The following is a 26,125-nucleotide window of genomic DNA, read 5'->3' on the forward strand; positions in this document are numbered from 1 at the left end:
GCCGGCCGGGTGGCCCGGCCCCCGCCGCGCGCCGGCCCGGTGAGCTGCCTCCGGCGGCGTCCCGGCCAGCCGGGCTGCGTAAACGCTGGCTGGTCGCCGGCGTCCTCGCGGTGCTCGTCGCGCTCGTCGCCGGGGTGTCGCTCGGGCCGGTCAGTCTGCCACCGGGCAGCGTCGCCGCCGAACTGCTCAACCTGATCCCCGGGGTGCACCTCGACAGTGGACTGAACGAGCGGGAAATCGCCATCGTCACCGAACTGCGGCTGCCCCGGGTCGTGCTGGGTCTGCTCGTCGGCGGTCTGCTCGCTCTCGCCGGTGGCTGCTACCAGGGCGTCTTCCGCAATCCGCTGGCCGACCCGTACCTGCTCGGCGTCGCCGCCGGCGCGGGCCTCGCGGTCACCGCGGTGATCGCCCTCGGCGGCGTCGGTCGGCAGGGCTCGATCTCTGGGCTGCCGTTGACCATTCCGCTTGCCGCGTTCGTCGGCTCGCTGCTCGCCGTGACGATGACCTACCTGCTCGGGGCGGCCGGCGGACGGGTCCGGTCACCGGCGATGCTGATCCTGGCCGGGGTGGCGGTCTCCGCGTTCCTCTCCGCCGGCCAGACCTACCTGCTGCAACGGCACTCGGACAGCATCCAGCCGGTCTACTCCTGGCTGCTCGGCCGGCTCGCCACGGCCGGCTGGCACGACGTGCTGCTGGTGCTGCCGTACGCCACCCTGACCACCGTGGTCGTCCTGCTGCACCGCCGTGAGCTGGACGTCCTCGCGGTCGGCGACGACGAGGCGAGGAGCCTCGGGCTGCACCCGCAGCGCTCCCGCTACCTGTTGATCGCCGCCGCGTCGCTGGGTACCGCCGCAGCGGTCTCGGCGACCGGTCTCATCGGCTTCGTCGGCATCATCGTGCCGCACACCGTCCGGCTGCTCGCCGGATCGAGCTACCGGGTGATCCTGCCACTGTCGCTGCTGTTCGGGGGCGCGTTCCTGGCCCTGACCGACGTGGTCGCCCGTACCGCCGTCGCCCCGGCCGAGGTGCCCATCGGCGTGGTCACCGCCCTGCTCGGCGGCCCGTTCTTCGTCCTCGTGCTGCGGACCGCCCGCCGGGTGCTCACGTGACTCCGGAGGCACCGGCCGTCGAGGTCCGCGAGCTGCACGTCAGCCTCGACGGCACGCCGATCCTCACCGGCGTCGACCTCACCGTCGCCGTCGGCGAGTGGGTCACCATCATCGGCCCGAACGGTGCCGGCAAATCGACCCTGTTGCGCGCCGTCGGCGGTCTGCTGCCCGCGCCGGACGCCATCTCCCTGTTCGGTACGCCGAGCGCCGCGCTGCGTCGCCGCGAACGCGCCCGGGTGGCGGCGACGGTGACGCAGTCCCCGGTCGTACCGCCCGGCATGTCGGTCCTGGACTACGTGCTGCTCGGCCGCACCCCGTACATCCCCCCGCTCGGTCGTGAGTCGGCCGCCGACGTGGACGCCGTCCACGACGTGCTGGACCGCCTGGACCTCACCGGTTTCCACCGCCGTGAGCTGGCCACCCTCTCCGGGGGCGAGCGACAGCGGGTCTTCCTCGCCCGCGCGCTCGCCCAGGGCGCGACACTGCTGCTGCTCGACGAGCCGACCAGCGCGCTGGACATCGGCCATCAGCAGGACGTCCTGGAGCTGGTCGATCAGTTACGCCGCGCACACGGCCTGACGGTGCTCGCCACCATGCACGACCTCTCTCTCGCCGGCGAGTACGCCGACCGGTTGGTCATGCTCGCCGACGGGCGGGTGGTGGCGACCGGGACGCCGCACGAGGTGCTGACCGAACACCTCCTCGCCACCCACTACCGGGCCAGCGTCCGGGTCGTCCCCGGCACCAACGGCCCCCTGGTGGTCCCCGTCCGCCCGCGCCCCTAACCCGCCCTCCCCCCGCGATCTTGCACTTTTTGTCGTGACACAAGGGGCATTACCGCTCATGTCGACAACCGAAAGTGCAAGATCGGCGCGATCTCGGGGCGTGGCGGGCTCGCCGAGGGGTCAGCCCAGGTCGATGACGGAGAAGAGCGCGCCCTGGGGGTCGCGGAGGGCGGCGAACCGGCCGGTCGGGATGTCCCGGGGCGGCACCAGGATGGTCCCGCCCAGTTCGGAGGCGCGGGCCGCGGCGGCGTCCGCGTCGGTCACCGCGAAGTACACCGTCCAGTACGCCGGCAGGTCGGCCGGGTAGCCGTCGCCCAGCGGCGGCATCATCCCGGCGACGATCCGCTCGCCGAGCCGCCACCCGGTGTACGTCATGCCGCCCACCGGCTGCTCGTCCGGCTGCCAGCCGAACACCAGCTCGTAGAAGACCTTCGCGCCCTCCGGGTCGGGGGTGACCAGCTCGTTCCAGCTCATCGCGCCGGGCACGTCGAACACCTCGGCGCCGGGCATCGCCAGCGGCTGCCAAACGCTGAACGTGGCGCCCGCCGGGTCGGCGAACACGGCCATCCAGCCCCTGTCGAACACCTCGAACGGCGGTACGACGACCTGCCCGCCGGCCCGTTCGACCCGGCCGGCGACCAGTGCGGCGTCGTCGGTGGCGATGTACGTGGACCAGATCGGCACCTGGTCCTCGATGGCGGGCGGACCCACACCGGCCACCGGGCGGCCGTCCAGCAGGAAGACGGTGTAGCCGCCCGCCTCGGGCTCCGGGGTCACCCGTCCGGTCCAGCCGAACAGTTCGGGATAGAAGCGCCGCGCGTCGGTCAGGTCCGGGGTGGCCAGGTCGGCCCAGCACGGCGTGCCCGGCGGGACGGTGCTCACGTCAAGACCCCTCTCGGCCGGCGGCCACGGGCGGGCCCCCTGCGGGAATCCTGGCACCGTCCCGCTGTGGCACGGGGCGGAAACGGACGAATCGTCAGCTGAACCGGCGACCTTCGTCCCGCCGGTACGCCCAGGCGGCGAGCGAGGCGAGGAGCACCACCCAGACACCGAGCATGATCAGCGCCAGCGGTTCGACCCGGTAGCCGCCGACCGCCCACCACATCAGTTCGGCAGCGCCCCGGGTGGGCAGGAACGGCGCGATCGTCTCGATGAACCCGGGCGCGTCCCCCGGGGCGGAGAGCAGCCCGCCGCCGAACGCGAGCGGCAGGAAGACGACCTGCGCCACCACGATCGCCGCCTTGCTGGGCAGCGAGTAGCCGATGGCGAGGCCCATCAGCGTGAACGGCACCGAGATGACGGCCACGATGACGGCGGTCAGCAGGAACGCCGTCGCGGTGACCCGGGCCGGGGTCAGCGTCGCGCCGATCACCACGACCGGGATCAGCGACAGGTACGTCAACGCGAGACCGGCCAGCACCCGGCCAGCGAACCGGGGCGCGGGCCCGGCCGGCAGGGTCCGGGTGTACGGATTCCACGGCTGGTCGCGGTCCTCGGCGACGCCGACGCCGTACTGGAAGATGTTGGCGCTCATCACCGAGAAGGTGATCATCGACGCGGTGGCAAAGGTGGCGCCGACCGAATCGTCGCCGGTGAACGGCACCACGAAGAAGATCATGGCGGCGGCGGGGAAGAAGGCGCTGCCGAAGACGGCCACCGGAATCCGGATGATCTCCAGGAGCTGGTAGCGGGCGTGGACCAGGGCGAGCTGCACGGTGCGCCTCCTCAGACGGCGGTGGGTTGGCCGCTGGCGGCGGCAGCGGGTGGGGCCTGAGCCGGTGTGTCGGTCCCGCTGGTGAGGGCGAGGAACGCCTCCTCCAGCGAGGTGGGCCGGACCTCCAGGTCGGTGAAGGCGACCTGGGAGCGGACCAGCGCGCGGACCAGCTCGTCGGCGTCGGTGGTGAGCAGGTGCAGACGTCCGTCGACCCGTTCGCTGCGGACGACTCCGGGCAGGTCGGGCAGCTCGTCGGTGACCAGGCTGACCCGTCGTACGCCGACGATGCCGCGTACGGCGTCCACGGTGTCGTCGGCGAGCACCCGGCCGTGCCCGATCACCACCACGCGGCGGGCGAGCGCCTCCACCTCCTCCAGGTAGTGGCTGCTCAACAGGACGGTGCCGCCGTCGTCGTGGAACGCGCGGATCGCGTCCCACAGGGTGTGCCGGGCCGTGACGTCGAGGCCTGTGGTCGGCTCGTCGAGCAGGACGAGCCGGGGCCGGCCGACGAAGGCCAGCGCCACGGCAAGCCGGCGACGCTGGCCGCCGGAGAGCCCGCCGGTCTGCCGCCGGGCGAGGTCGCCCAGACCGAAACGGTCGAGCAGCTCGCCCCGGGGCACCGGGTCGGGATAGTGCGCGGAGACGAAGTCGACGACCTCGCCGACCCGGAGCGTGCCTGGGAGGCCGGTCTCCTGCGGGGTGACGCCGATCTGCCGCCGAGCCTCCGGGTCGCGCGGGTCGCGGCCGTTCAACTCCACCCGGCCTGAGGTCGGCCTGCGCAGGCCCACCAGCAGGTTCATCAGGGTGCTCTTGCCGGCGCCGTTCGGGCCGAGCAGGCCGACCAGTTCGCCGGCCCGGACCTCCAGGTCGACGCGGTCGAGAGCGAGGACGTCGCCGTACCGGCGGCTGACCTGGTCGGCGCGGGCGAGGGTCATGACTGCTCCTTCGACACTGTGGAGTCGAGCTGAGAGGGATCGAGCAGGGTGCGGATCGCTTCGGTGTACTCCTCGAACGCCAGCCGACCCCGCCGACTGAGCCGGATGAGCGTGACCGGGGTGCGTCCGCGGTGGGTTTTGCTGATCTCGACGTACCCGGCGTCCTCCAGCTTGCGAAGGTGGACCGAGAGGTTGCCGGCGGTCATCGCGAGCAGTTCCTGAAGTCGTGGAAAGGCGATCCGGTCGCCGTCGCCGAGCGCGGAGAGCGCGGCGACCACCCGCAGCCGTGCCTGGGCGTGGATGACCGGGTCGAGTTCTGTCATGGACGCCCTCGCTGGCGCAGTCGGGCGATCGTCCCGGCGACCAGGATTCCGACGCCACCGGCCACCGAGATGACCAGTGCGTGCCAGCCGGGCCCAGCGATCGCGCCGACCACGTTGATCACGCTGATCCAGACGCCCAGCCGGAAGAGATCCCGGTCGAGCCAGATCGCGCCGCCGGCCATGTGCAGCGCGCCGGTCAACCCGACCGCCGCGGCCGACCAGAGCAGACCCGCCAGGTCGTGCGGCAGGTGCTCGGACACCCGGCCGAGCGCCGCGTACACGCTCACCTGGCCCAGCGCCCAGGCGCACCCGTACCAGCGGCCGCGCACCGCCGAGTCGCCGGTCACCTGCCCGTACGCCCGCGCGCTGGCCACCGCCTGGATCGCCCCGGCGGTGATCAGCAGGGCGAAGAGCGCGGTCAGGGGCAGCCAGTCGGGCAGGGCGACCAGCACCCGACCACCCGGCGAGAAACGCAGGAAGAACAGCCCGAAGCCGACCAACCAGGCCACGCCCCACGGCCAGTAGAGCAGCCGGGCGTCGGGCTGTAGCCGGCGAACGGTCTCTGCGCGCTGGTCGTCGATCAGTCGGAGTGCGGTGGCGGCGTCGGAGGGTGGAAGGTCGTCGTCGGGCCCCATGCAAAGTACTTTACGGCGCAAAGTCGAGGCCGTGTGTCCCGTGCGACTGCCCCGTTACCGACAGAGACGCCCGGCGCTGGCCGGTCGACAGTGCCGGGCTGCGTGTCCGACGCCCGGGCAGGTGCGACAGCGACCTACAGCGGTACCGGCGCCAGCGGTGTGGCCTGTGGCGCGGTGGGCAGCGGCGCGGGCAGCGGTTCGGTGTGCAGCACCGACAACCGGGACACCGCGCGGGTGAGCACCACGTACAGCCGGTGCAGCCCACGCGGCTCGGCCGCGACTATCGCGGCCGGCTCGACCACCACCACGTGGTCGTACTCCAGGCCCTTGACCAGCGTCGCGGGCACCACCGTGACCCGCTGGGCGGCCGTGACGTCGTCGGCGGTCGCGGTGGTGACGCCGTCGGCGGCCAGCGCCGCGCGCAGCCCGTCGACCGCGTCGTCCGTGGCGATCACACCGACCGAGCCGTCGTGTGCGAGCGCGGCGCGCACCTCGGCCACCGTCGCCGCGGTCAGATCGGCCACGGTACGCACATCCAGACCGCCGTCGTGCCGCAGCGACTCTGCCGGGGGTACGTCCACCGCGAGCGCCGGCAGCAGCAGGTTGGCGAACGCGACGACCGCGGCGGGCACCCGGAAACCGACGGTCAGCGGAACCACCACGGCATCCGGCTTGCCCAGGTGCCTCAGGGACTCCCGCCAGTCGGTCGCCGCCCACGGCGCGGTGCCCTGCGCGAGGTCACCGAGCAGCGTGACCGAGCCGTGCTCACTGCGGCGGGCGATGGCCCGACACTGCATGGGGGACAGGTCCTGCGCCTCGTCCACCACGACGTGCCCGAACCCGGAGGGCCGCTCCAACAGCCCGGCCGCCTCGTCGACGAGCACGGCGTCGGCGGCGGTCCAACGGGTGGCCTTCGGCGTACGGGCCGGCTTCGCCCAGACCAGCAGCTCCTGCTCGGCATCGCTGAGCAGCCCGTCCGCTGCGGCGGCCAGCCGGGGCGGGTCGGAGAGCAGTCCGTGCACCAGCCCCTCCGGGGTGAGCGCAGGCCACACCGCGTCCAGGAAGTCCACCACCGGCCGGCACCGGCCCATCCGGCGCAGCCACGCGTCGCCGGGCGACTCGGCCCGCCGTGCCTCGGCCTGCCGTTGCAGCAGACTCACCACCCGTGCCCTGACCCGCTCCCGGCCGGTGCCGTACGGCAGCCCCTCACGTCGGGTCTCCTCGACGATCCGGTGCAGCGGCTCCAACCCGATCCGCCATCGGAACGAGCCGTCGGAGACGGTGATCGAGTCGGTCGGCGTACCGATGTGGGCCTGCACCGCCCTGCGCAGCACGGTCGCCATCCGCGCGTCGTGCTTCAGCGCGGCAGCGGCCGGCGACTCCACCGCCCGGACCGGCACCCGCGAGATCAGCTCCTCCACGGTGGCCTGCTCGACCTCGACCTCGCCGAGGGCCGGCAGCACCGCCGCGATGTACGACAGGAACGCCCGGTTCGGCCCCACGATCAGCACGCCCGCCCGCCGTAACCGCTCCCGGTGCAGGTAGAGCAGGTACGCGGCCCGGTGCAGGCCGACCGCCGTCTTCCCGGTGCCCGGCGCCCCCTGCACGCAGATCGAGTCCGCCAGGTCGGCCCGGACCAGCTCGTCCTGCTCCGGCTGGATGGTGGCGACGATGTCGCGCATCGGCCCGACGCGCGGTCGCTCGATCTCGGCCGTCAGGATCCGACTGGCCGTGCCCAGTTCCTCGCCCCGGTCCAGCCGCTCATCCTCGAAACTGGTCAACACCCCGTTGCTGAACCCGAACCGCCGCCGCACCGCGACCCCCTGCGGGTCGCGAGCACTGGCCCGGTAGAACGAGCGGGAGACCGGTGCCCGCCAGTCCAGCACCAGCGGCTCGCCAAGCTCGTCGGTGACGTGCCGCCGCCCGACGTGATACCGCCGGCCGTCATGATCACTGCTGCTGGGGTTGTCGGCGGTGGTCGCGCCGGCTGTGTGTGCGCTGGCGGTGGTCGCGCCGGCGGTGGTCGCGCTGGCGGTGGTCGCGCCGGCTGTGTGTGCGCTGGCGGTGGTCGCGCCGGCTGTGTGCGGGCCGGTCGGTTCCTGGTCGCGCGGGGTGGCGCCGAATTCGAGGCGGCCGAAGAACAGCGGAGTGGTGGGATCGTCGGCCAGCTCGGCGACCCGGCGGGCCAGGGTACGGCCGAGCATCTCCGCCGCGTAGGGGTCGCCGGCGACCTGGTCACCGGTGGAGAAGAGGGCTTCGGCCCGCTCACGCATGCGGCGCAGGGCCGTGCGCGAGGTGACCAGATGAGCGCGTTCGGCGGCGAGGTCGGTGTCAAGATCAGGTGCGGGCATGCTGACGTCCCATCGTTCACATCTGCTGCTCGCTCGCGTTTCCGGGGGCGGATGGCCGACCGCCCGGCGCGACGACGTCCGTTCCGGTGCAGCTCACCTCGGCCGTCAAGCGGGCTGCAACCCTACGCCTACCCGGTCACCCCTTCCACCGAATTACCGACGCGACCACCCGATGGTGTCGGCGTGGCGCCGGAACGTGACTCAGCAGCGCCGGTGATAGAGGTTGCGCCGTGGGGTGCGCGCGGGGTCCAGCCAGGCGGGCGGTAGGAATTCGGGTTGGCCGTCCGACGCGATGCGGACGATCCAGTCGTCCTGGTGCAGGACTCGGTGATGATGCCCGCAGAGCAGGACCCCGTTGCCCAGTGTCGTCGCGCCGCCGTCGGCCCAGTGGCGCACATGGTGGCCGTCGCACCAACGGGGTGGCCGGTCGCAGCCGGGAAAGGCGCAGCCTCCGTCTCGTAGCACCAACGCGCGCCGCAGCGGACCGGTGAAGAGCCGGCGTTGACGTCCGACGTCCAGGATCTGACTGTTGCCGTTCAAGACTGCCGGGAGCACGGCGGCGTCGCAGGCGAGGCGGCGGACCGCGCCCGGCGTGAGACGTGCCCCGGTCTCCAGGGTGCCCGCGCCCACACCGTTGACCAGCGCGTCGAGCGACATGGTGACGACCAGTTGTGGGCGGTCTCCGCCGTTGTCGGGCAGGTGGCCGGTGCGCAGTGTCAGCCGACAGATCTCACCCAGTGCGTCGGCTCTGCGCTGGCCGGGACTGCGGTCGTCGTGCTCGCCGGTTGGGGCGCAGAGCGGATCGATGGCCTCGCGCAGCAGGCTCGCGGTCTCGGTGTCGAGGTTGCCGGTGAGGCGTACCTGACCGTCCTTCGGTTCGGAGAGCGTGACGTGTCGGCGAGCCTCGGCCCGCTCGGCGGCCCGGTCGAGGGCGGCCAGCTCGGCCTGGTCGGCGAGGTCGGGCGCGACGTGCGCGAGGACGCGTTCGCCGAGGCGACGAAGGATGGTCGGGTCGAACCGGCCGGCCCAGGTGACCAGCAGACCGGTGGCCTTGTCCGTCACCTCCGGACCGGCTTCGGCGGGTAGGGCCCCGATCGTCTCGGCCACCACCCGGCCCTGTTCCACGGTGAGGCTGCCGTCGAGCAGAGCGGCGCGGACCGTCGGCGGCGCCGCGTCGATGGTGGCGGCGAGCTCGACCAACTGGCGGGCCGATCGCCCGGACAGCCGAAGCCGGTCCCGCAACCAGACCGCGGTGGACGATGCTCCCTGAGCGACGGCGAGACCACGACCGTCGAGCTCGCGCACGAGGGCGAGCTGAATGGTTGCCAGACGTTGCGCCAGGACGTGTGCGGCGTCCAGCGACGCGAGCAGTTCGTGGTCGGCAAGGGCCCACAGGGCGGCGTCGGCGCAGTCGTCGACGCCTCCGGCCGCCTGCGCCAACGCCCTCAACATGGATAGAGACTAGAACAGGTGTACGACACTTTCCGTTGCGAGAATCCGATCGCGGAGCGCCCGCGATCGGGTGGGGCGGATGCGGGGTTGGCCACTCCGAGCCGGCCCGCCGGGCCGTATCCGGAGGCCGGGGATACGGTCGGGTCATGGTTGAGCGCGTCGCACGCCCGCGGGTCGGGCACATCCAGTTCCTGAACTGCCTGCCGATCTACTGGGGTCTGATGCGCTCGGGCAGCCTGCTCGACGTGGACCTGCACAAGGACTCGCCGGATCGGCTGAGCGCAGCGCTGGTGGCCGGCGACCTCGACATTGGTCCCATCACGCTGATGGAGTACCTCAAGCACACCGACGAACTGCTCCTCCTGCCGGACCTGGCGGTGGGCAGCGACGGACCGGTGCTCTCGGTCAACATGGTCTCCACCCGACCGCTCGCCGAGCTGGACGGGGCTCGGGTGGCACTCGGTTCGACCTCGCGGACCGGGGTGATGCTGGCACAGTTGCTGCTCGCCGAGCGGTACGGCGTACGGCCCGAATACTTCCGCTGCCCTCCGGACCTGACCCAGATGTTGCTCGAGGCCGACGCCGGGGTGTTGATCGGGGACGTGGCACTGCGGGCGTACCACGAGGCGCCGTTGCGGGGCCTCACCGTGACCGACCTCGGACAGGCGTGGCGGGAATGGAGCGGGCTGCCGATGGTCTTCGCCGTCTGGGCGGTCCGCCGAGACTTCGCCGCCGCGCACCCGGGCCTGGTCAAGGAGGTGCACGAGGCGTTCCTCCGCTCGCGCGACCTCTGCCTCTCCGAGCTCGATCAGGTCGCCGAGGCGGCGGCCCGCTGGGAGGCGTTCGACGCGGCGACGCTGGCCACGTACTTCCGGATCCTGGACTTCTCGCTCGGTGAGCGGCAGGTCTCCGGGTTGCGCGAGTTCGCCCGGCGGGTCGCCGGGCTCGGCGAGGTCCCGGCGCTACCGGACGGCGGGCCGGAGTTCTTCGCCGGCTGACCCGGTCCCTGCGGGCCCGCAGGGCAGAGAAGCACGCTGCTCCGCCCGCAAGGACAGAGCAGCGTGCTGACGTCGAAGGGCAGCCGTGTCAGGTGCCGGGGCGCAGTAGCGCCTCGGTGATCTTCTGGCAGTTCTTCATGCCGTAGTCGTAGCCCAGGTTGATCGGGTACCTGACCATCACGCCCATCGTCCAGGTGTCGCCGATGGCCAGGCAGTTGATGTGCATCTCCTGCTCCTCGGTCCGGTCGATCCACCCGTTCTTGACGGCGATCTGCTTCTGCTGCGCGGCCGGGAAGGCCTTGCGGATACCGAAGTCGCCGGCGCCCCGGACCAGCTTCATCTCGTTGAGAAGCCACTTGGTCCACTTCGGTCCAGCGGCGGTGCCGGTGGCGATGCAGTTGCCCAGCCGTGCGGTGTCGCGGGGGGAGAGCGCGGTGCGGGACCAACCCTTGTCGGGGGCGACGCTGCTGTCGGTCAGCTTGCACGTGGAGATCAGGCGCCGGATCGAGGCGTCCCGGCCGACCAAGTTGTAGAACTGCTGGGCCCGGGTGTTGTCGCTGTCCCGGATGACGAGGCTCGCGTCGGCGAGTTTCGCATCGCTCGGTGTCTGGCCGGCCTCGGCGGTGCGCCGCAGGTAGTCGGCGACGATCCAGGACTTGATCAACGAGGCGGTGGTGCTGGTCTCGCCCATGTTCTTCGAACCGATGATCTTGCCGGTACGGCGGTCGAGGACGCTCCAGGAGTACCAGCCCTCGATGTCGAGGTCGAGGTCCTTGGCCTGGAACGGGAGCGGCGCCAGCGAAGGGCTGGGGCTGGGTGGCGCCGGCTGACGGGCGCTGCGGTCGGTGGCCGCGCCGGTGGACCGGTCGCCGGTCGTCGCCTCGGCGTCACCCCACTTGGCGGCGGCGGCCGATTCGAACGGCGATCCGGGGAGCAGGCGAAGTGACACCAGCACCAGCCCGATGAGGATGACCGCGACGGCGAGCAGGCGCAGTGGCGAGGCCTCGCCCCCACCGTTGCGGTCGGCCCGCCGGTTGCCGGCCATCAGAGCTTCCCGACCGGCTGCTGCGGCACCTTCAGGGCGGCGCCCGGTTGCGGGGTGACCAGTTGACTGGCCACGCTGGCGCAGACCTGCGCGCCGTATTCCAGCCCTTGCTTGACCGGGTAGCGCAGCATCACCGCGAGACTCCACTTGCCGTTGACCGCGAGGCAGTTGACGTGCCAGTTCCCGTCGCTGCCTATCGGCGTCCAGCCGTTCTTGATGCTGACCGGGCCCTGAGCGGTGATCGACTGGGGCAGGCCGTCGATGATCCCCCAGCGCCCACCGCCGTAGCCGGGCTTCTGATCCTTCTTGGCGGTGGTGCCGCGGACCTGACTCATCTGTTCCAGCACCCACTTGGTCCATTTCGGGCCGGCGGCTTTGCCGTCGGCGATGCAGTCGCCAACCCGCGCGGCGTCGCGCGGGGACATCCGTGTGTAGCTCCAGTAGCCGGTGTAGGGCTCGACGTTGCCGCGCTTGGTGTCGGTCAGGCGGCAGATCTTGATCGCCCGCTGGATCACCGGGTCGGGGGTGCTGCTCTTCGACGGTTTGTAGGACCCACCTGCGGCGGCATAGACCTTGTCGGCCGCGCCGTCGCTGCTGTCGACGATGGCGAGCCGGGCCGACTCCTTCAGCGCGGGCGGCGGCTCCCGGTCCCCGATCTGGCGCAGGTAGTCGGAGACGATCCACGCCTTGATCATCGATTCGGTGGAGCTGGTCGAGGCCATGTTCGACGATCCGGAGATCTTGCCGCTCTGCCGGTCCAGCAGTGACCACGAGAAGAAGTCGCCCTTGAAGGCCACCGACACGCGGCCTGCGGCCAGCGTGGGGGGTGGCGGCGGGGCCGGCGCGGGTGCGGCTGCGGATGTGGGCGCGGGTGTGGGTGTGGGTGTGGCGGTGGGTGTGGCGGCATTGACGGCGCCACCACCGCCAGCGCCACCGCCGCTGTTGTCGGTGGAGAGCCGGGCATACGCGGCAGGGACCAGTAGGACGCCACCGAGCATTACCGCCACGACGGCGAACACCATGGTCACGCGAGATCGCATGAGTTGGGTGAGCTCCAGATGTCAGGGCCGGGGGGACCGGCTTCGTTGTCCGGTGCGACCGGTGCGTGCGCCGAGGCCGGGGGCGGTGGCCTCTGGTGGAGCCGGCGTGGGGGCAGCCGATCGTCTGACCGGCAGAAGTCTACGTCCGGACGGGCTGAGTGCCAGAGTTCGACACCAGGCAACGTGCGAAATCGGGAAAAAACCCCAACATTGGGTGGCTTTTGCGAGGTTTGGCAGCTTTTCGGTGAGCCACGTCATAGGGGTAGCGGTTGCGGTGGGTAGCGGTAAACCGCCGATCAGTGACGGAACGTCACTCGGGTTTCCTGTTACACCCCCTAGTGCATTCGGGCGCAAGCTGTAACACTTGTCCTCATGTATGGCAACGACTTCTCCGCCCCTGGCGACGTACCGGACGACGCGCCCGGCGCGGGCCTGCTCGGTGAGGTCGAGGCGGCCGAGGCCGAACTGCGGGCCGCCGCCGCTCGTGAGCGCCGCGGCGGCCCGGCGCCGGACGAGGACCTGGCGGCCTACTTCACCGAGGTCGTCGACGCGGAGCAGAAGATCGAACCGCGCGACTGGATGCCCGAGGCGTACCGCCGGACGCTGATCCGGCAGATCGCCCAGCACGCCCACTCCGAGATCATCGGCATGCAGCCCGAGGGCAACTGGATCAGTCGGGCCCCCTCGCTCAAGCGCAAGGCCATCCTGTTGGCCAAGGTGCAGGACGAGGCGGGCCACGGCCTCTACCTGTACGCCGCTGCCGAGACCCTCGGCATCAGCCGAGACGAACTGGTCCAGCTGCTGCTCGACGGCCGGCAGAAGTACAGCTCGATCTTCAACTACCCCACCTTGACCTGGGCTGACGTGGGCGCGATCGGCTGGCTGGTGGACGGCGCGGCGATCGTCAACCAGGTACCGCTGTGCCGGTGCTCCTACGGGCCGTACGCCCGGGCGATGATCCGGGTCTGCAAGGAGGAGTCCTTCCACCAGCGCCAGGGCTACGAGATCCTGCACACCCTCGCGCACGGCACAGTGGCGCAGAAGGCCATGGCCCAGGATGCGGTCGATCGCTGGTGGTACCCGTCGCTGGCCATGTTCGGCCCGCCGGACGGCGACTCCACCCACTCCGCCCAGTCCATGGCCTGGAAGATCAAGCGCTTCTCCAACGACGACCTGCGCCAGCGCTTCGTCGACATGTGCGTCGGGCAGGCCGAGGTCCTCGGGCTGCGCATCCCCGACGACGACCTGCGGTGGAACGAGGAGCGGCAGGCGTACGACTACAGCCAGCCGGACTACGACGAGCTGATGCGGGTCATCAAGGGCAACGGACCATGCAACCGGGAGCGGATGGCGCACCGTCGGGCCGCCCACGACGACGGCGCATGGGTCCGCGAGGCCGCCACGGCGTACGCCGCCAAGCAGGTCGACACCAGGGAGAAGGTGGCCGCGTGAGCAACGAACACTCGCCTCTGTGGGAGGTCTTCGTGCGGGCACGGCGCGGCCTGTCACACACCCACGTCGGCAGCCTGCACGCTCCGGACGCCGAGCTTGCGCTGCGCAACGCCCGCGACCTCTACACGCGCCGCCAGGAGGGCGTGTCGATCTGGGTGGTGCCGGCGGGCGCGATCACCGCGTCCAGCCCGGACGAGAAGGACGCCTTCTTCGACCCGGCCGCCGACAAGGTCTACCGCCACCCGACCTTCTACGAGGTGCCGGACGGGGTGGCACACCTGTGAACGGGCCCTTCGCCTTCACTCTCGCCCTGGGCGACGACGCGCTCGTCGCCGCGCAGCGGCTGGCCGAGTGGGCGACCCGCGCGCCGGAGATGGAAGAGGACATCGCGCTCGCCAACATCGCGCTCGACCAGCTCGGCGCGGCCCGCCTGCTGCTGTCGTACGCGGGTGAGCTGGAAGCGGCGGGTCGGGACGAGGACGCGCTCGCGTACCTGCGCGACGACCGCGAGTTCCGCAACGTGCTCCTGGTCGAGCTGCCCAACGGCGACTTCGCGGTGACCATGGCGAAGCTGTTCTTCCTGGCGGCGTACCAGGTGCCGCTCTACACCGCGCTCGCCGGTTGCTCGGACGAACGACTGGCCGCCATCGGCGCGAAGGCGCGCAAGGAGTCGGCGTACCACCTGGACCATGGCGCGCTGTGGGTGAAGCGGCTCGGCGACGGCACCGAGGAGTCGCACCGCCGGATGCAGGAGGCCGTGGACCACGTCTGGCCGTACACCCATGAGCTGTTCGCGGCGGACCCGGCGGCGCCGGTGGATCCGGAGGGTCTGCGGCCGGCGTTCGACGAGGTCGTCGGGCCGGTGCTGGCCGAGGCGACGCTCACCCGCCCCGAGCGCGGCTGGGCGCCCACGGGCGGGCGGGCCGGCGTGCACACCGAGCACCTGTCCTACCTGCTGGCCGAGATGCAGGTGCTGCACCGCGCCCACCCGGGGGCGCAGTGGTGAGCACGGGAGTGATCGCACAGCGGACCGGGACCGACGCGTGGACGGCGGCGGCGAGCGTGGTGGACCCGGAGATCCGGGTGATCACGATCGACGAGCTGGGGATCCTGCGCGCGGTCGAGCAGGACCCGGTCACCGGTCGGGTCGTCGTCACCATCACCCCGACGTACACCGGCTGCCCCGCGATGGACGTGATCCGGGCCGACGTGCGCCGTGCCCTGGCGGCGGCCGGCCATCCGGACGTCGACGTGCGGACTGTCTACAGCCCGGCGTGGAGCACCGACTGGATCTCCGCTGCTGGTCGGGCCAAGCTCGCCTCAGCCGGGATCGCCCCGCCCGCGCCGGCGAACGCCCCGGGCGTGGTCGCGCTGACCCTCGCGGTCCGCTGCCCGCTCTGCGGCTCGCCGGAGACCGAACAGGTCAGCCGGTTCGGCTCGACCGCGTGCAAGGCGTTGTGGCGTTGCCGTTCCTGCTCCGAACCCTTCGACCACCTGAAGGCGCTGTGACAGTCACCATCTCCCGGCCGGTCCGTCGCCGACCTGCCTTCCACCCGCTGTCGGTGGCCGCCGTCGACCGCCTCACCGACGACTCCGTGGCGGTCACCTTCGCCGTACCCGAGGAGTTGCGGGACACCTTCGCGTTCCGCGCGGGTCAGCACCTGACCGTGCGGCGGGTGACCGACGACGGCGAGGACGTGCGCCGGTCGTACTCGATCTGCTCCACCCCCGATGATCTGGCCCGGCGCGGCCGGCTGCGGATCGGGGTGCGGGAGGTTCCCGGCGGCGCCTTCTCGGCCTTCGCCTGCGGCGCGCTGCGCGGCGGCGACACGGTCGAGGTGCTGCCGCCGCTGGGCACCTTCACCACGGCGTTCGCGCCGGACCGGGCCCGCCACTACGGCGCGGTCGTCGCCGGCTCCGGCATCACCCCGGTGCTCGGGCTGGTCGCGACGGCCCTGGCCGTCGAACCGGCCAGCACCTTCACCCTGGTGTACGGCAACCGCACGGCGAACACGGTGATGTTCGCCGAGGAGTTGGCCGACCTGAAGGACCGCTACCCTTCCCGGCTGCACCTGGTGCACGTGCTGTCCCGGGAGCAGGGCGAATCGCCGCTGCTCTCCGGGCGGATCGACGCCGAACGGCTCGCGCGCCTGCTGGGCTCCATCGTGCCCGGCGAGGTCATCGAGGAGTGGTTCCTCTGCGGCCCGTACGCCATGGTGGTCGACGCCCGGGAGGTGCTGGCCGCGCGCGGTCTGCCGGAATCCGCGGTGCACACCGAGTTGTTCCACGTCGACGCGCCGCCGGAGCCGGTGACGCGCCCCAGCGAGCGGCCGGGCATCGGCACGGACGTCACCATCGTGCTGGACGGCCGGTCGTCGAGCTTCACGATGGGCCGCGAGGAGCGGGTGCTGGACGCCGCGCTGAAGGTGCGCGGCGAGCTGCCGTACGCCTGCAAGGGCGGTGTCTGCTCGACCTGCAAGGCGAAGGTCGTCGACGGTTCGGTCACGATGGCCCGCAACTACGCGTTGGAGCCCGACGAGCTGGCCGCCGGTTACGTCCTCACCTGCCAGTCCAGCCCGACCACCGACCGCCTGACGGTCGACTACGACGCCTGACGGCCCGGGCGGGCGGCGCGGCGTGCTGGGGCGCTCGTCACCGCCGACCCGGTGGCGCGCGGGTCGCCGAGCGGCCGACGTAGGCTCGGGGTTGTGACGGTGAGCCGGGAGATCGACGACATCCTGCAGCGTGGTGCGGACGGCGGGCGGATCACGCCCGAGGAGGCGCTGCTGCTCTACACCGAGGCGCCCTTCCACGCGTTGGGCGAGGCGGCGGACGCGGTGCGCCGGCGGCGCTATCCGGACAACGTCGTCACCTACCTGATCGATCGCAACATCAACTACACGAACGTCTGTGTGACGGCGTGCAAGTTCTGCGCGTTCTACCGGGCGCCGAAGCACTCCGAGGGGTGGACGCACCCCACGGAGGAGATCCTGCGCCGCTGCGGCGAGGCGGTCGAGCTGGGCGCGACCCAGGTGATGCTCCAGGGCGGGCACCACCCGGACTACGGCGTCGAGTACTACGAGGAGCTGTTCTCCTCGGTCAAGCAGGCGTACCCGCAGCTGGTCATCCACTCGATCGGGCCGAGCGAGATCCTGCACATGGCCAAGGTCTCCGGCGTGAGCCTGGACGAGGCCATCGCCCGCATCAAGGCCGCCGGCCTCGACTCGATCGCCGGCGCCGGTGCGGAGATGCTGCCCGAGCGTCCGCGCAAGGCCATCGCCCCGCTCAAGGAGTCCGGTGAGCGTTGGTTGGAGGTCATGGAGCTGGCCCACCGGCAGGGCGTCGAGTCGACCGCCACCATGATGATGGGCACCGGCGAGACGCACGCCGAGCGGATCGAGCACCTGCGGATGATCCGCGACGTGCAGGACCGTACGGGCGGGTTCCGGTCGTTCATCCCGTGGACGTACCAGCCGGAGAACAACCACCTCAAGGGCCGTACGCAGGCGACGACCCTGGAATACCTGCGGTTGGTCGCGGTGGCCCGGCTCTTCTTCGAGACCGTGCCGCACCTGCAGGCGTCCTGGTTGACCACCGGCAAGGACGTCGGGCAGCTCGCCCTGCACATGGGCGTGGACGACCTCGGCTCGATCATGCTGGAGGAGAACGTGATCTCCTCCGCCGGCGCCCGGCACCGCTCCAACCTGCACGAGCTGATCGGCATGATCCGCTCTGCCGACCGGATTCCGGCCCAGCGCGACACCCTCTACAACCGGTTGGCGGTGCACCACACGCCGGCCGACGATCCGGCCGACGAGCGGGTGGTCTCGCACTTCTCCTCGATCGCGCTGCCGGGCGGCGGCGCGGGCCGGTCGCTGCCGCTGGTCGAGGTCAACTGAGGCTCGACGTGGCCCGGCCGTTCGGCTGACCTGGGGGTCGTGCTTCCGCGCGGCAGTGGTCGGCGGTACGGGTCTTCCCGGTGCCCGAGGCGGCATACGGCCCTCTGCGGGGGTGGTGGAGATGATCGCCGGCGGATAGCGTGCGGCCGTCGTCCGAGGTAGTCCTCCATCGACCCATGAGGGTCGTTCACATAACGCACAGCGGTACGGGCGGGATGGGTGACCATCCCGCCCGTACCGTGTGCCGGGTCCAGTCCGGACGGTTGGAAACCGCCCGACGCGCTGGCGTGGGACATCGACCTCGGATAACGTCCGCTCGTTCGGCGCAACCGTTCCTATTTTCTTCCCTACCCCCCGGGGGACTGATGACAGCGTTCCACCGCTCGGCCCTGGTGCGTGCCGGCGTCGTGGCCCTGCTCGCGGCCGGTGGCGTGGCCACCGTGGCCGCCCCGGCGCAGGCCGCCGACCAGGCCGACCTGGCCCTGACGCCGCTCAGCTACGAGCTGGCAAAGGGCGTCAAGGCGGCCAAGGCCAAGCCGTTCAAGTTTCAGGTCGACAACACCCGGAGCACCGTCGACGCCAAGGACATCCGGGTCACCGTCGAGACGAAGGGCCTGAAGAACCGCAAGGTCGGCGTGCTCGTCCCGGACGGGTGCGACGTCACCGGCACCACCTTCACCTGCCTGCTCGGCGATCTGGCCGGCGGCACCACCGAGGACTTCGGCATCCCGATCTTCTCGACCGGCGGTCGCGGCGACGCCGGCACGCTGGTGGTCAGCATCAGCTCGGCCACCTCCGACCCCAGCCCGCGCGACAACAAGGTGCGGCACGACATCACCGTCGCCAAGCCGGGTTACGACCTGACGACCTGGGTGCAGGACGTCTACGCCGACGTGGCGGTGGACGGCGACGAGGCGGGCGAGACCGGCCTGAAGCCCGTCAAGGCGGGCGGGACCGCACCCCTGGACTGGGCGGTCTACAACGACGGCAGCCGCAAGGCGACCGGCGTGGCGTATGGGATCACCCTGCCGGCGGGCGTCACCTTCGCCGAGCTGCCGGAGGGCTGTGTCGAGCAGCCGCTGGGTGGCTTCGCGAACGCCTACTGCGAGGACACCGGTGTGGTGCTGAAGCCGGGGCAGTTCTACACGGCCGACGTGCGGGTGAAGGTCGGCGCGGACGTCACCGAGCCGGTGCTCCGGCCCGGGTTCGTCTGGGCCGCCGGTCTCGACGCCGCCCAGGGGAGCGCCGAGGAAGAGCCGAGGGTCGCCTCCGGCGCGCAGCGTCGGGCGTTCACCGAGACCGACGAGGTGGACAACACCGCGCAGTTCGACGTGTTCGTCGACCTCAGCGCGCAGCCCACCCCGACCCCGACGCCGACCGTCACGCCCACCCCGACGGCGACTCCGACGCCGGGTGGTACGACGTCGCCGGGCACGTCCACGTCGCCGACTGCCGGCGGCGGTGGCTCCGGCGGTGGCGGGCTTCCGGTGACCGGTGTGCAGGTCGGCGTGATCGGCGGCATCGGTGCTCTGATCCTGCTCGTGGGTGGGGCGCTGCTGGTGCTGTCCCGCCGCCGCAGGGTCGTCGTGGTGGCCCCCGGCGACGAGACGTCGACCGACTGACACAAGGCGCGACGAAAGGGCGGGGTGGGTGACCACCCCGCCCTTTCGCGTATCGACGACATCGGGAGTCTGGGGTACGCGGACCCAGCGGCCGACGGCTCGCGCGCGGCTGGCAGAGTGGACGAGGTGAGCCGTAACCCGCAGGGCCAGCGCGCCAGTCTCGACAAGCAACCGCACGAGGTCGCCGCGATGTTCGACGGCGTGGCCGAGCGTTACGACCTGACCAACACCGTGCTCGCCTTCGGTCAGGACCGCTCCTGGCGGCGGGCCACCCGCGCGGCTCTCGGCCTGCATCCGGGCGAGCGCGTGCTGGACGTGGGGGCTGGCACCGGTGTGTCGACCCGGGAGCTGGCCCAGTCCGGGGCGTACGCGGTGGGGGCGGACCTGTCGCTGGGCATGTTGCAGGTCGGCAAGCGGGTCCGTCCCGAGGTGCCGCTGCTGGCCGGCGACGCGCTGCGCCTGCCGTTCGCCGACGCGAGCTTCGACGCGGTGACCATCTCGTTCGCGCTGCGCAACGTCAACGACACCGACGCGGCGCTGCGTGAGTTGGCGCGGGTGACCCGGCCGGGTGGCCGGCTGGTGGTCTGCGAGTTCAGCACCCCGGTGAACCCGGTCTTCCGGACGGTCTACCTGTCGTACCTGATGCGCTCGCTGCCGGTGGTCGCCCGCGCGGTTTCCAGCAACCCCGACGCGTACGTCTACCTGGCCGAGTCGGTCCGGGCCTGGCCGGACCAGGCGGCGTTGGCCGGGCGGGTGGCCGCGGCCGGGTGGGGTCGGGTGGCGTGGCGCAACCTGACCGGCGGCGTGGTGGCGCTGCACCGGGGCGTCCGCGAGTAGCGGGCGAGGTGCCCTGCGGGTAGCACGCGAGGCATCCCCGCGTTTCAGAAAAATCCGGCTTTAGTCCACTTTGCCCCGTACGCTCGTCGGCATGACCGGAGCAGACCCGGCGAGCCCGGTGGCCGCCACCGACGACGACGCGGCCGAACTCATCGCGCAGTTGCGCGCGTTGGCGGGCGCTGATCCGGCGGACGTCCGCCAGGTGGTCGCCGAGGTGTTGGCCGCGCTGGACCGGGCGGCGGGCGGCGCGCTGCGGGAGCACCTACCGGAGACGATCCGGGTCGACGCCGGCCTGGAAGCGCCCAGCCCGGCCTGACACCCGCCCGCTGTGGACGGTCGCCGGCTGTCACATCGGCGAGTTAGGTACCCCTGATCCTGCGCTGGTATGACGCCGGTCATACACTCGTCCCGTCTGGCTTGTGAAGCATTTCACGAGCGTGCGGGAGGAGGCGCGAATGACCGCGGTGGAACATGACGCCGATGTCATCGTCGTCGGCGCCGGTCCCGGTGGATCGGCGACTGCGTACCACCTGGCTCGGCACGGCGTACGGGTCCTGGTGTTGGAGAAGACCGAGTTCCCCCGGGAGAAGGTCTGCGGCGACGGACTGACCCCGCGTGCGGTGCGTCAGCTCATCCGGATGGGCGTGGACACCTCGCCCGAGGCTGGCTGGCTGCACAACAAGGGCCTGCGGGTGATCGGCGGCGGCGTACGGCTGGAACTGGACTGGCCCGAGCTGGCCAGCTTCCCCAACTACGGCCTGGTCCGCACCCGCCTCGACTTCGACGACCTGCTCGCCCAGCGCGCGGTCGCGGCCGGCGCCAAACTGCGCACCAACGTCAACGTGCTGGGCCCGGTGCTCGACGAGGACGGTCGGGTGACCGGCGTCGAGGCCGAGGTGGGCCCCGGCAAGGAGCCCGCCACCTTCCACGCACCGCTGGTCGTGGCCGCCGACGGGGTCTCCGGTCGGTTCCCGCTCGCGCTCGGGCTCACCAAGCGGGAGGACCGGCCGATCGGTGTGGCCGTCCGCCGCTACTACCACTCCCCGGCCAAGCACGACGACGACTACCTGGAGTCGTGGCTGGAGCTGCGCAGCAAGGACAGCGGCGACAACCTGCTACCCGGGTACGGCTGGATCTTCGGGCTCGGTGACGGTCGGGTGAACGTCGGCCTCGGCGTGCTCAACTCGTCGTCCGCGTTCGGCAAGACCAACTACCGCCGGCTGCTCACCGACTGGCTGGCCAACACGCCGGCCGAGTGGGGCATGACCGACGAAACCAACGCGGACGGCCCGATCCTCGGCGCCGCGCTGCCGATGGGCTTCAACCGGGTGCCGCACTACACCCGCGGGGTTCTGCTGGTCGGCGACTCCGGCGGCATGGTCAACCCGTTCAACGGTGAGGGCATCGCGTACGCCATGGAGTCCGGCGAGCTGGCCGCCGAGGTGGCGGTGCAGGCCCTCGCGCGTCCGGCCGGTCCGGAGCGGGAGCGGGCGCTACTGGCGTACCCGAACGAGCTGAAGGCCCGCCTCGGTGGCTACTACCGCCTCGGCGGCATCTTCGTGAAACTGATCGGCCGTCCGGAGATCATGCGGATCGCCACCAAGCACGGCATGCCTCATCCGACGCTGATGCGATTCGTCCTCAAGTTGCTGGCCAACCTGACCGACCCCCGAGGTGGGGACGCGATGGACCGGGTCATCAATGCGCTGACGAAGGCCGCGCCAGCGGTCTAGACAGGACGGCATCGGTGCTGGTCACAGCCCCGGCGTCGACAAAGATCGACCCCCGCCGGCAGGCACGGCGAGGGACGTGAATAGTGTGATTTTCGTCAAGCACTGACGGCAGGGAAGGACGAGCAGGAGAAAACGATGACGCTCTCGCCTTACGCACCGATCATCGGGCTGTTCGCCCTCGCCGCGGCGTTCTCGCTGTTCTCCGTCGGCGCCGCCCGCTTCGCCGGTCCCCGTCGTTACAACAAGGCCAAACTCGAGGCGTACGAGTGCGGCATCGAGCCCAGCCCCCAGCCGGTCGGCGGTGGGCGGTTCCCGATCAAGTTCTACTTGACGGCGATGCTCTTCATCGTCTTCGACATCGAGATCATCTTCCTCTACCCCTGGGCGGTCTCGTTCGACGCCCTGCCGATCTTCGGCTTCGTGGAGATGGTCCTGTTCATCGTCGCGGTCTTCGTTGCGTACGCCTACGTGTGGCGTCGCGGCGGCCTGGACTGGGACTGAGGAAGGAACGTCAGATGGGCATCGAGGAGAAGCTCCCCGCCGGCGTCCTGCTCACCTCGGTGGAGAAGCTGGTCAACTGGTCCCGGAAGTCGTCCGTGTGGGGCGCGACCTTCGGCCTGGCCTGCTGCGCCATCGAGATGATGGCCGCCGGTGGTCCGCACTACGACATGGGCCGTTGGGGCATGGAGGTCTTCCGGGCCTCGCCCCGGCAGGCCGATCTCATGATCGTGGCGGGCCGGGTCAGCCAGAAGATGGCGCCGGTGCTGCGCCAGATCTACGACCAGATGGCCGAGCCCCGCTGGGTGCTCTCCATGGGTGTCTGCGCCAGCAGCGGCGGCATGTTCAACAACTACGCCATCGTGCAGGGCGTCGACCACGTGGTGCCGGTCGACATGTACCTGCCCGGCTGCCCGCCCCGGCCGGAGATGCTCATCGACGCGATCCTCAAGCTCCGCGAGAAGATCATGTACGAGCCGCTGGGCCCGAACGGCCGCAAGATGCTGGCGGCCCGCCAGGAGCGCGGCGACGTTCCGGTCGTGCCGTACGGCTCGATGCCGTCCTCCTACCGCAGCGACAAGGCCCGGCGTGCCGAGTGGACCCGGGCGGTCCGCGAGGGGCGCGAGGAGCAGTTGCGGATTGAGAACTGGATGAACGCCCAGAACCATCTCCACCCGCAGGCAGGCCCGAAATGACGTCTCCCACGGACAAGACCAACGACGGCGGGGTGCCGGTGCCGGTGACGCCGCCCGGCGCGAGCAGCACCGCCGGAGCCGAGTACCCGACGGCCAGCCCGGCGGGTCGCGGCATGTTCGGCAACCAGGGCACCGGCGACGTGTCCGGCTACGGCGGCCTGGTCCGTCCGCGCCAGCCGATCGAGGAGGCCGCCCGGCCGTACGGCGGGTACTTCGACGAGGTCCGCGACGCGCTGGAAGAGGCGTACCCCGCCTTTGGCGACGCGATCGAGAAGGTCGTCGTCGACCGGGGTGAGCTGACCCTGCACGTACGCCCGGAGCGGATCGCCGAGGTCTGCCAGGTGCTGCGCGACGACATGGCGCTGCGGTTCGAGCTGTGCTCCTCGGTGTCCGGGGTGGACTACCTCGGCGCCGACGAGCGCCGGCTGCACGTGGTCTACCTGCTCACCTCGATGACGTACCGGCGTCGGGTCCGGCTGGAAGCCGCGGTCCCGGTCGATTCTCCGCACCTGCCCAGCGTCACGGCCATCTACCCGACGGCCGACTGGCAGGAGCGGGAGGCGTACGACATGTTCGGCATCGTCTTCGACGGCCACCCCAACCTGACCCGGATCCTCATGCCGGACGACTGGGAGGGCCACCCGCAGCGCAAGGACTACCCGCTCGGTGGTGTGCCCGTCGAGTACAAGGGTGCGGAAATTCCACCGCCGGACCGTAGGAGGTCCTACCAGTGACCACGTCGAACTACGCGACCGAACGCGAGACCACCGAGGGCAGGGTCTTCACCGTCACCGGGGGGGACTGGGACACGGTCGTGTCGGGCACCGACCCGATCAACGACGAGCGCATCGTGGTCAACATGGGTCCACAGCACCCGTCGACCCACGGGGTGCTGCGACTGGTCCTCGAGCTGGAGGGCGAGACGGTCCGCGAGGCCCGCTCGGTCGTCGGCTATCTGCATACGGGCATCGAGAAGAACCTCGAGTACCGCAACTGGGTACAGGGTTCGACGTTCGTGACGCGGATGGACTACCTCGCCCCGATCTTCAACGAGACCGCTTACGCGCTGGCCGTGGAGAAGCTGCTCGGCATCACCGAGGACGTCACCGAGCGGGCCACCACCATCCGCGTGCTGATGATGGAGCTCAACCGGATCTCGTCGCACCTGGTCTGGCTGGCCACCACCGGCATGGAGCTGGGCGCGATCTCGATCATGTTGTACGGCTTCCGCGAGCGGGAGTACATCCTCGACATCTTCGAGACCATCACCGGCCTGCGGATGAACCACGCGTACGTCCGTCCGGGCGGTGTGGCGCAGGACGTTCCGGACGACGCGGTCCGCAAGATCCGTGACTTCCTGAAGATGATGCCGAAGAAGCTCAAGGAGTACGAGGACCTGCTCTCCGGCCAGCCGATCTGGACCGAGCGGACGAAGGGCGTCGCGGTGCTGGACGTCACCGGCTGCGTGGCTCTCGGCATCACCGGTCCGGTCCTGCGCTCGGCGGGGCTCGCCTGGGACCTGCGCAAGACCATGCCGTACTGCGGCTACGAGACGTACGAGTTCGACGTGCCGACCCACCCCGACGGTGACGTGTGGGGCCGGTACCAGGTCCGGCTCGCCGAGATCCGCGAGTCGATGAAGCTTGTCGAGCAGGCGTTGGACCGGCTGCGGCCGGGCCCGGTGATGGTCGCCGACCGCAAGATCGCGTGGCCCGCGCAGCTCGCCATCGGCGTCGACGGCATGGGTAACTCGCTGGAGCACGTCGCGAAGATCATGGGTCAGTCGATGGAATCGCTGATCCACCACTTCAAGCTGGTCACCGAGGGCTTCCGGGTCCCGCCCGGCCAGGTGTACGTCGGCATCGAGTCGCCGCGCGGCGAGCTGGGCGTGCACGCCGTCTCCGACGGTGGCACCCGGCCGTACCGGGTGCACTACCGGGAGCCGAGCTTCGTCAACCTCCAGGCCCTCCCGGCGATGGCCGAGGGCGGCCTGATCGCCGACGTGATCGCCGGCGGCGCCTCGCTGGATCCCGTGATGGGTGGGTGTGACCGATGAACGTCTTCACTGACACGACGCGGGAGCGGGCGCGCGAGATCATCGCCCGCTATCCGGCGGACCGGTCCCGCTCGGCGCTGCTGCCGCTGCTGCACCTGGTCCAGGCCGAGGAGGGGTACGTCTCCCCGGCCGGAGTGACGTTCTGCGCGGAGGTGCTGGGGCTGAACAAGGCCCAGGTCGGGGCGGTGGCCACCTTCTACACCATGTACAAGCGCAAGCCCACCGGCGACTTCCTGGTCAGCGTCTGCACCAACACGATGTGCAACGTGCTGGGCGGCCAGGAGGTCTACGACACCCTCGCCGAGCACCTGGGCGTCGGGCACGACGAGACGACCGCCGACGGCACCATCACGCTGGAGCACGCCGAGTGCCTGGCGGCCTGTGACTACGGCCCGGTGATGACCGTCAACTACGACTTCTTCGACGGTGTGGACCCGTCCACCGCGGTCGGTGTGGTCGACGACCTGCGCGCGGGCGGCCGGCCGATGCCGACGCGCGGCGCGCGGTTGTGCACGCTGAAGGAGATGGCTGTCCAGCTCGCCGGTTTCGCCGACGAGCGCGAGGGCGCGGTTGCCGACGGCGGGCCGGGTGAGCCGACCCTGCGGGGTCTGCGGCTGGCACAGGAGCACGGCGTCTCGGTGCCGGGCTTCGACCCGAACACCCCGATCCGGAGCAAGGCCGAGGCCGACAAGGCGGCGGCGAAGGCCAAGGCCGACGCGGACCGGGCGAAGGCCGATGCCGAGGCCGCCAAGCCGGCGCCCGCCGAGGCCACCGCAGCCCCGGTCAAGGGTGGCGACGGGGCGTCCGCGCCGACGGGGACGACCGGCGCGGCCGAGCCGACGGCCGTCGAGACCACCAGGCCCGAGGCGGCCACCGGCAGCACCGCGCCGGACGTCAAGGCACCCGACGACAAGTCGCCGCAGGTGCGTACCGCCGAGACCCGGCA

The 26,125-nt window shown here is 71.2% G+C and carries 26 protein-coding genes and 1 pseudogene; 18 read left to right on the forward strand and 9 right to left on the reverse strand.

Features of this window, described 5'->3' with window-relative positions; genetic code table 11:
* Window positions 1-44: 44 nt before the first annotated feature.
* On the forward strand, window positions 45-1,109 hold the full coding sequence (locus ABZV06_RS02720) for an iron ABC transporter permease (protein WP_355618393.1): 1,065 nt from the start codon (window positions 45-47) through the stop codon (window positions 1,107-1,109).
* Window positions 1,106-1,894, forward strand: coding sequence for an ABC transporter ATP-binding protein (locus ABZV06_RS02725; RefSeq protein ID WP_355618009.1), 789 nt, complete (start codon window positions 1,106-1,108; stop codon window positions 1,892-1,894). The genes ABZV06_RS02720 and ABZV06_RS02725 overlap by 4 nt, the downstream gene beginning before the upstream one ends.
* A 120-nt stretch (window positions 1,895-2,014) precedes the next feature.
* On the opposite strand, the gene ABZV06_RS02730 is transcribed toward ABZV06_RS02725, so the two are convergent.
* The 7 genes from ABZV06_RS02730 to ABZV06_RS02760 all read right to left on the reverse strand — a co-directional run bounded on the left by ABZV06_RS02730 (window position 2,015) and on the right by ABZV06_RS02760 (window position 9,304).
* Complete coding sequence (locus ABZV06_RS02730) at window positions 2,015-2,776, reverse strand: VOC family protein (protein WP_355618012.1); 762 nt, start codon at window positions 2,774-2,776, stop codon at window positions 2,015-2,017.
* A 94-nt stretch (window positions 2,777-2,870) separates the two neighbouring features.
* Window positions 2,871-3,608, reverse strand: a complete 738-nt coding sequence (locus ABZV06_RS02735) for an ABC transporter permease (protein WP_355618015.1) — start codon at window positions 3,606-3,608, stop codon at window positions 2,871-2,873.
* Between the two features lie 11 nt (window positions 3,609-3,619).
* Window positions 3,620-4,543, reverse strand: a complete 924-nt coding sequence (locus ABZV06_RS02740; RefSeq protein ID WP_355618018.1) for an ABC transporter ATP-binding protein — start codon at window positions 4,541-4,543, stop codon at window positions 3,620-3,622.
* Window positions 4,540-4,866 (reverse strand): transcriptional regulator, encoded by a 327-nt coding sequence (locus tag ABZV06_RS02745; RefSeq protein ID WP_355235706.1) that lies wholly within the window; start codon window positions 4,864-4,866, stop codon window positions 4,540-4,542. Before ABZV06_RS02745 ends, ABZV06_RS02740 begins: the two co-directional genes overlap by 4 nt.
* Window positions 4,863-5,501 carry a transporter gene (locus tag ABZV06_RS02750; RefSeq protein ID WP_355235703.1) on the reverse strand — a complete coding sequence of 213 codons (639 nt, stop codon included), beginning with the start codon at window positions 5,499-5,501 and terminating at the stop codon, window positions 4,863-4,865. The genes ABZV06_RS02745 and ABZV06_RS02750 overlap by 4 nt, the downstream gene beginning before the upstream one ends.
* Window positions 5,502-5,635: 134 nt before the next feature.
* Entirely contained in the window at window positions 5,636-7,852 is a 2,217-nt protein-coding gene (locus ABZV06_RS02755) for an AAA family ATPase (RefSeq protein ID WP_355618021.1), read from the reverse strand.
* A 201-nt stretch (window positions 7,853-8,053) separates the two neighbouring features.
* Entirely contained in the window at window positions 8,054-9,304 is a 1,251-nt protein-coding gene (locus ABZV06_RS02760; protein ID WP_355618024.1) for a DUF222 domain-containing protein, read from the reverse strand.
* 146 nt (window positions 9,305-9,450) lie between these two features.
* On the opposite strand from ABZV06_RS02760, the gene ABZV06_RS02765 reads away from it, so the two are divergent.
* Entirely contained in the window at window positions 9,451-10,302 is an 852-nt protein-coding gene (locus ABZV06_RS02765) for a menaquinone biosynthesis protein (RefSeq protein WP_355235695.1), read from the forward strand.
* Window positions 10,303-10,390: 88 nt separating this feature from the next.
* Here ABZV06_RS02765 and ABZV06_RS02770 read toward each other — a convergent pair whose 3' ends face one another.
* Both ABZV06_RS02770 and ABZV06_RS02775 read right to left on the reverse strand, forming a co-directional pair.
* A complete protein-coding gene (locus ABZV06_RS02770; RefSeq protein ID WP_355618026.1) occupies window positions 10,391-11,347 on the reverse strand; it encodes a serine hydrolase in 957 nt (318 codons plus the stop codon).
* Window positions 11,347-12,387, reverse strand: a complete 1,041-nt coding sequence (locus ABZV06_RS02775) for a hypothetical protein (RefSeq protein WP_355618029.1) — start codon at window positions 12,385-12,387, stop codon at window positions 11,347-11,349. The genes ABZV06_RS02770 and ABZV06_RS02775 overlap by 1 nt, the downstream gene beginning before the upstream one ends.
* A 372-nt stretch (window positions 12,388-12,759) precedes the next feature.
* Here ABZV06_RS02775 and paaA point away from each other — a divergent pair, with 372 nt between their 5' ends.
* From paaA to nuoE, 15 genes and pseudogenes are all read left to right on the forward strand, one after another.
* On the forward strand, window positions 12,760-13,839 hold the full coding sequence (paaA, locus tag ABZV06_RS02780) for a 1,2-phenylacetyl-CoA epoxidase subunit PaaA (protein ID WP_355618032.1): 1,080 nt from the start codon (window positions 12,760-12,762) through the stop codon (window positions 13,837-13,839).
* A complete protein-coding gene (gene paaB, locus ABZV06_RS02785; protein ID WP_266248073.1) occupies window positions 13,836-14,123 on the forward strand; it encodes a 1,2-phenylacetyl-CoA epoxidase subunit PaaB in 288 nt (95 codons plus the stop codon). Before paaA ends, paaB begins: the two co-directional genes overlap by 4 nt.
* A complete protein-coding gene (gene paaC / locus ABZV06_RS02790; RefSeq protein WP_355235683.1) occupies window positions 14,120-14,845 on the forward strand; it encodes a 1,2-phenylacetyl-CoA epoxidase subunit PaaC in 726 nt (241 codons plus the stop codon). Before paaB ends, paaC begins: the two co-directional genes overlap by 4 nt.
* Entirely contained in the window at window positions 14,842-15,348 is a 507-nt protein-coding gene (paaD, locus tag ABZV06_RS02795; protein WP_355618035.1) for a 1,2-phenylacetyl-CoA epoxidase subunit PaaD, read from the forward strand. The genes paaC and paaD overlap by 4 nt, the downstream gene beginning before the upstream one ends.
* Window positions 15,345-16,454: a 1,2-phenylacetyl-CoA epoxidase subunit PaaE gene (paaE, locus tag ABZV06_RS02800; protein WP_355618038.1), complete on the forward strand. Its 1,110-nt coding sequence runs from the start codon at window positions 15,345-15,347 to the stop codon at window positions 16,452-16,454. The genes paaD and paaE overlap by 4 nt, the downstream gene beginning before the upstream one ends.
* A 93-nt stretch (window positions 16,455-16,547) precedes the next feature.
* Complete coding sequence (gene mqnC, locus ABZV06_RS02805; protein WP_355618041.1) at window positions 16,548-17,738, forward strand: cyclic dehypoxanthinyl futalosine synthase; 1,191 nt, start codon at window positions 16,548-16,550, stop codon at window positions 17,736-17,738.
* Window positions 17,739-18,103: 365 nt separating this feature from the next.
* Window positions 18,104-19,360, forward strand: a complete 1,257-nt coding sequence (locus ABZV06_RS02810; protein WP_355618043.1) for a cell wall anchor protein — start codon at window positions 18,104-18,106, stop codon at window positions 19,358-19,360.
* Between the two features lie 126 nt (window positions 19,361-19,486).
* Window positions 19,487-20,197: a demethylmenaquinone methyltransferase gene (locus ABZV06_RS02815; protein WP_355618046.1), complete on the forward strand. Its 711-nt coding sequence runs from the start codon at window positions 19,487-19,489 to the stop codon at window positions 20,195-20,197.
* Window positions 20,198-20,288: 91 nt separating this feature from the next.
* On the forward strand, window positions 20,289-20,513 hold the full coding sequence (locus tag ABZV06_RS02820) for a hypothetical protein (protein WP_355235662.1): 225 nt from the start codon (window positions 20,289-20,291) through the stop codon (window positions 20,511-20,513).
* A 139-nt stretch (window positions 20,514-20,652) separates the two neighbouring features.
* The gene (locus ABZV06_RS02825) at window positions 20,653-21,930 is read left to right on the forward strand and encodes a geranylgeranyl reductase family protein (RefSeq protein ID WP_355235659.1); all 1,278 of its coding nucleotides are present in this window, start codon (window positions 20,653-20,655) and stop codon (window positions 21,928-21,930) included.
* A 135-nt stretch (window positions 21,931-22,065) separates the two neighbouring features.
* A complete protein-coding gene (locus tag ABZV06_RS02830) occupies window positions 22,066-22,431 on the forward strand; it encodes an NADH-quinone oxidoreductase subunit A (RefSeq protein WP_074316036.1) in 366 nt (121 codons plus the stop codon).
* Between the two features lie 14 nt (window positions 22,432-22,445).
* The gene (locus tag ABZV06_RS02835) at window positions 22,446-23,123 is read left to right on the forward strand and encodes an NADH-quinone oxidoreductase subunit B (RefSeq protein ID WP_030486262.1); all 678 of its coding nucleotides are present in this window, start codon (window positions 22,446-22,448) and stop codon (window positions 23,121-23,123) included.
* On the forward strand, window positions 23,120-23,857 hold the full coding sequence (locus tag ABZV06_RS02840; RefSeq protein ID WP_355235655.1) for an NADH-quinone oxidoreductase subunit C: 738 nt from the start codon (window positions 23,120-23,122) through the stop codon (window positions 23,855-23,857). Before ABZV06_RS02835 ends, ABZV06_RS02840 begins: the two co-directional genes overlap by 4 nt.
* Entirely contained in the window at window positions 23,854-25,179 is a 1,326-nt protein-coding gene (locus ABZV06_RS02845) for an NADH-quinone oxidoreductase subunit D (protein WP_355235652.1), read from the forward strand. Before ABZV06_RS02840 ends, ABZV06_RS02845 begins: the two co-directional genes overlap by 4 nt.
* Window positions 25,176-25,958, forward strand: a pseudogene (nuoE, locus tag ABZV06_RS02850) (NADH-quinone oxidoreductase subunit NuoE); the annotation flags it as partial. The gene ABZV06_RS02845 and the pseudogene nuoE, both read left to right, overlap by 4 nt.
* Window positions 25,959-26,125: the final 167 nt, after the last annotated feature.

The organism is Micromonospora sp. NPDC005172 (assembly GCF_040608555.1).
Taxonomy (GTDB): domain Bacteria; phylum Actinomycetota; class Actinomycetes; order Mycobacteriales; family Micromonosporaceae; genus Micromonospora.

Bases quoted from the DNA above. Each gene is read 5' to 3' on its own strand.
- ABZV06_RS02820 (WP_355235662.1), top strand. From the start codon at position 20,289: ATGACCGGAGCAGACCCGGCGAGCCCGGTGGCCGCCACCGACGACGAC.
- ABZV06_RS02745 (WP_355235706.1), bottom strand. From the start codon at position 4,866: ATGACAGAACTCGACCCGGTCATCCACGCCCAGGCACGGCTGCGGGTG.
- ABZV06_RS02750 (WP_355235703.1), bottom strand. From the start codon at position 5,501: ATGGGGCCCGACGACGACCTTCCACCCTCCGACGCCGCCACCGCACTC.
- ABZV06_RS02810 (WP_355618043.1), top strand. From the start codon at position 18,104: ATGACAGCGTTCCACCGCTCGGCCCTGGTGCGTGCCGGCGTCGTGGCC.
- ABZV06_RS02760 (WP_355618024.1), bottom strand. From the start codon at position 9,304: ATGTTGAGGGCGTTGGCGCAGGCGGCCGGAGGCGTCGACGACTGCGCC.
- ABZV06_RS02830 (WP_074316036.1), top strand. From the start codon at position 22,066: ATGACGCTCTCGCCTTACGCACCGATCATCGGGCTGTTCGCCCTCGCC.
- ABZV06_RS02835 (WP_030486262.1), top strand. From the start codon at position 22,446: ATGGGCATCGAGGAGAAGCTCCCCGCCGGCGTCCTGCTCACCTCGGTG.
- ABZV06_RS02840 (WP_355235655.1), top strand. From the start codon at position 23,120: ATGACGTCTCCCACGGACAAGACCAACGACGGCGGGGTGCCGGTGCCG.
- ABZV06_RS02775 (WP_355618029.1), bottom strand. From the start codon at position 12,387: ATGCGATCTCGCGTGACCATGGTGTTCGCCGTCGTGGCGGTAATGCTC.
- ABZV06_RS02770 (WP_355618026.1), bottom strand. From the start codon at position 11,347: ATGGCCGGCAACCGGCGGGCCGACCGCAACGGTGGGGGCGAGGCCTCG.
- ABZV06_RS02825 (WP_355235659.1), top strand. From the start codon at position 20,653: ATGACCGCGGTGGAACATGACGCCGATGTCATCGTCGTCGGCGCCGGT.
- ABZV06_RS02755 (WP_355618021.1), bottom strand. From the start codon at position 7,852: ATGCCCGCACCTGATCTTGACACCGACCTCGCCGCCGAACGCGCTCAT.
- ABZV06_RS02765 (WP_355235695.1), top strand. From the start codon at position 9,451: ATGGTTGAGCGCGTCGCACGCCCGCGGGTCGGGCACATCCAGTTCCTG.
- ABZV06_RS02740 (WP_355618018.1), bottom strand. From the start codon at position 4,543: ATGACCCTCGCCCGCGCCGACCAGGTCAGCCGCCGGTACGGCGACGTC.
- paaA (WP_355618032.1), top strand. From the start codon at position 12,760: ATGTATGGCAACGACTTCTCCGCCCCTGGCGACGTACCGGACGACGCG.